Origin of the sequence: Trebonia sp., from assembly GCF_049794275.1 — a bacterium.
GTDB lineage: Bacteria > Actinomycetota > Actinomycetes > Streptosporangiales > Streptosporangiaceae > Trebonia.
Genome location: NZ_JBARCR010000316.1, coordinates 1 through 3615 on the forward strand (window position 1 = coordinate 1; position 3615 = coordinate 3615).

Annotated in this window: 3 protein-coding genes; all 3 read left to right on the forward strand. The window is 72.2% G+C overall.

Going from position 1 to position 3615, the window contains the following annotated elements; translation table 11 throughout:
• Positions 1-1254: TIGR02677 family protein (locus tag WA805_RS08770; protein WP_425242085.1), on the forward strand; the 1254-nt coding region annotated here is incomplete at its 5' end.
• On the forward strand, positions 1251-2498 hold the full coding sequence (locus WA805_RS08775; RefSeq protein WP_425242086.1) for a TIGR02678 family protein: 1248 nt from the start codon (positions 1251-1253) through the stop codon (positions 2496-2498). The genes WA805_RS08770 and WA805_RS08775, both read left to right, overlap by 4 nt.
• The coding region (locus tag WA805_RS08780; protein WP_425242087.1) for a TIGR02680 family protein at positions 2476-3615 on the forward strand (1140 nt) is incomplete at its 3' end. The genes WA805_RS08775 and WA805_RS08780, both read left to right, overlap by 23 nt.

The following is a 3615-nucleotide window of genomic DNA, read 5'->3' on the forward strand; positions in this document are numbered from 1 at the left end:
TACCAGCTCACCGCAGAAGGGCAGGCGGCCGAGCAGGCCATCGCGTTCTACGAGGAGGCGATCGGGCGGCGCGGCCAGCTCCAGTCGGTCGCCCTGGCCGACATCGCCGACCGGCTCCGGGCCCTGCGCACGCTGGCCGCAGAAAGCGACCCCGATCCGGCCAAGGTCCACCTGCTGCTGCTGTCGGTGGCGGAGCGGTTCTCCTCGCTCGCCGACAACGCGCAAGCGTTCATGTCCGCGCTGCGGCGCGCGATCGACTTCTCCGACGGGGACGTCGACGGCTTCATAGCCTACAAGGAACGGCTGATCGACTACATCAACCGGTTCATCGCCGACCTCGCCAACTCCGGTGCCCGGATCACGGTCCTGCTGACCGAGCTGGAAGCCGCCGGTCACGAGCGGTTGCTGGCGGTGGCCGCGAGGCGCGAGGCCGCCGACGCGGTCCTCGAGGGAGCGGACGCAGCCGCGTCGCTGGCTCGTGCGGAAGAGCAGGCGCTCGACAGGTGGCGGAACCGGTGGCGCGGCCTCGACGACTGGTTCACCTCGCGCGATGCAGGGCACCCGTCGCAAGCCAGGCTGCTTCGGCAGGCCGCCGTGACCGCGATCAAGCAGCTCATCGACGCGGTCGGCCTGCTCAACGACCGGCGTTCCGGCCGGTCGGACAGGTCGGCGGACTTCGCCGCGCTTGCCCGGTGGTTCGCTGAGGCACCGGATGACGCGGCGGCTCACCGGCTGTGGCGGGCGGCGTTCGGCCTGTCCCCCGCCCGGCACCTGTCCGTCACCGGCGACACCGCGGATGCGTGGGAGAACGTGCCGGCCGGGACGCCGTGGGGCGAGGCGCCACCGATCCGGATTTCGCCGCAGCTCAGGAAGACCGGGAGCTACGAGCGGCGCGGCAAGCCAAACCAGGTAACGGACCGGTCCGCGGCCCGGGAACTGTTGCGGCGCCAGGCGGAGCAGGAGGCCGCACAGACCGCGGAGGCAAGACGGCGGCTGCGCACCAACGGGCCGACGCTGCTGTCCGACGTCGACGTGCTCGACCCGAGGGCGTTCCGCCTCTTCCTCAGCCTGCTCGGCGACGCGCTCGCGACCCGCGCGCCCGGCGACACCGAGGTGAAGACCGTCACAAGCGACGGCAGCCTGGAGGTGCGGCTGTGCCTGGTCGCCGAGGGCGGCACCGCCGTAATCAAGACAGAGGACGGCGTGCTCACCGGTCCCGAGCACGTCATCGAGATCACGGACCTGGTGCCGTGATACCCGCCGAGGAGCAGGCGCAGCGCCAGGCCGCCATCCGTGCCCTGCTCGCTAAGCCGCTGCTTGTCGCGGCCGACGACGCCGAGCCGCTCATGCTGGTCCGGCGGCACTTGCCAGCACTCAGCGGCTGGCTGCGCAGGGAGACCGGCTGGCGGCTGACCGCGGACGCGGAGACGGCCCGGCTGTTCAAGACCGCTCCGCTGGCTTCCGGCGACGCTACCCATCCGGCTCGCGGGCACAACAAGGAGCCGTTCAGCCGACGCAGGTACGTCACTCTCTGCCTGGCCTTGTCCGCGCTGGCCCGCGCCGACGCGCAGACCACGCTCGGCAGTCTCGCCGACGACGTGCTCACCGCCGCCGCCGAACCCGGCCTGGCAGCCACCGGGTTCATGCTGACCCTGGACACCAGGAGCGACCGCGCCGACCTCGTGGCCGTGGTCCGGCTGCTGCTTACCTGGGGCGTGCTCACCCGGGTCGCCGGAGACGAGGACGCGTACTTGTCGGCAGGCGCCGACGTGCTGTACGACGTGCGCCGGCCGGTACTGGGCGCGCTGCTGACCGGCAGCAGGGGCCCGTCGACGATCACCGCCCGCGCGTTCGAGGCGAGACTCGCGGAGCTGACCGCCGAGCCGGTCGCCGAGACCGACGAACTGCGCAACCAGGCGCTGCGCAGAACCCTCACCCGGCGGCTGCTCGACGAGCCAGTCGTCTACTACGACGAGCTGACCGAAGACGAGCGTGCCTACCTGGTCGCCCAGCGGCACAACATCACCGGGCGGATCAGCGAGGCTACCGGGCTGCTCCCGGAGCTGCGCGCCGAGGGCATCGCCATGGTGGACCCGGATGACGAGCTCACCGACGTGCGGATGCCCGAGCAGCGCACCGACGGGCACGTCACGCTGCTTCTCGCCGAGTACTTGGCGGGCAGGGCGCGGGCACCGCGGGGCGAACTCCTCGCGTTCGTCCGCCGGGCGGCGCAGGCGCACGCAGGCTACTGGCGCAAGGGCGTCACCGATCCCGGCGCGGAGACCGAACTGCTCGACATCGCGCTGGAGAAGCTCACCGCCCTGCGCCTCGTCGACATCGACATCGAGGTAACGCGCGACGGCACCGGCACCGTGATCCGCGGCCGCCCCGCCATCGCCCGCTTCGCCCTCGCCGAGCCGACCATCCGGGAGCCGGGAAGCTCCCCAGGACGCCAGACCAGAAAGGCGACGGCCCATGCTGCCAGCACCATCTTCTGAGCGGTGGAAGCCCCTGCGGGCCGGCCTCGTCGACATGTTCTACTACGACCAGGAGGAGTTCTGGTTCCACGACGGCCGTCTGCTGCTGCGCGGCAACAACGGAACCGGCAAGTCCAAGGTGCTCGCCCTCACGCTGCCGTTCCTGCTCGACGGGGACCTCGCGCCGCACCGGGTGGAGCCGGACGGCGACCGGCAGAAGCGGATGGAGTGGAACCTGCTGCTGGGCGGCAAGCATCCCAGCCCCGAGCGCCTCGGCTACACGTGGCTGGAGTTCGGCCGCAGGGCCGCCGACGGCGCCGAGGAGTTCCGCACGATCGGCTGCGGGCTGAAGGCCGTCGCCGGGCGCGGGATCGCCCGGCACTGGTTCTTCATCACCAGCCAGCGCCCCGGCGCCGAGCTGCGGCTGCTGCCCGACAGCCGGGTCCCGCTCACCAGGGAGAAGCTGCGGGAGGAGATCGGCTCACGCGGCTTCGTCTACGACCGGGCGGCCGACTACCGCCGCGCGGTGGACGAGCACCTGTTCGGCCTCGGCGCGCACCGCTACGAGGCCCTGGTCAACCTGCTGATCCAGCTGCGCCAGCCGCAGCTGTCGAAGAAGCCCGACGAGAAGCTGCTGTCCAGGGCGCTCACCGAGGCACTGCCCCCGCTCAGTCCCGGCCTCGTGACGACCGTCGCCGAGGCGTTCCGCGGTCTCGACGAGGAGCGCGACGCGCTGCGCTCCCTCGCCGACGCCCAGCAGGCCGCCACCGACTTCCTCGGCCACTACCGCCGGTACGCGAAGGTGGCGGCCAAGCGCAAGGCCGCCGGGCCGCGGCTGACGCAGAGCCGTTACGAACAGCTCGGCCGGGACCTCGCCGCCGCCGAAGAGGCCTTCACTGCCGCCCAGCAGCAGCTGGACGAAGCGCGGGGGGAACTCACCGCGCTGGAGGAGCAGCGCGCCGAACTGGAAGCGCGCCGCGACGCGCTGCGGGCCGATCCCGCTATGCGCGACGCCGAGCGGCTCGAGCAGCTCCGTCAGGACGCCGAGCGCAAGGAGAAGGCGGCGCGGGACCGGGAGGACGACCGCGACCGGCAGGCGAGCCAGGTCCGAAAGTACGACGGCAGGGCGGCCCAGGCC